General features: G+C 67.1%; 1 protein-coding gene. It reads left to right on the forward strand.

Annotation, left to right across the window (positions count from 1 at the left end; all coding sequences use genetic code 11):
* The coding region (locus tag EN850_RS35820) for a TonB-dependent receptor (RefSeq protein WP_136093088.1) at positions 1-286 on the forward strand (286 nt) is incomplete at both ends.

Here is a 286-nt window from a genome sequence, read left to right on the forward strand (position 1 = left end):
TCTGGAACACCAGTGCCGGTATCGGTGCCGGCGGTGACCGTGACCGCTATGCGGCCGGCGTGGAACTGCAGTTGCCGCTGCTGCAATCGCTGACCACCACGCTGGCCGGTCGTTATGACCAGTACCGTGCGGGCGGCGAGCACATCGGCAAGGCGACCTGGAGCTTCGGCGTCGAGTTCCGCCCGATCGAGAGCCTGCTGATCCGCGGCTCTGCCGCGACCAGTTTCCGTGCGCCGGACATGAACTACGTGGTCGCCACCGAGACCCGGGGCTACAACCCGGGCAT

It is taken from the genome of Mesorhizobium sp. M8A.F.Ca.ET.207.01.1.1 (genome assembly GCF_004794715.1).
Classification (GTDB): domain Bacteria; phylum Pseudomonadota; class Alphaproteobacteria; order Rhizobiales; family Rhizobiaceae; genus Mesorhizobium.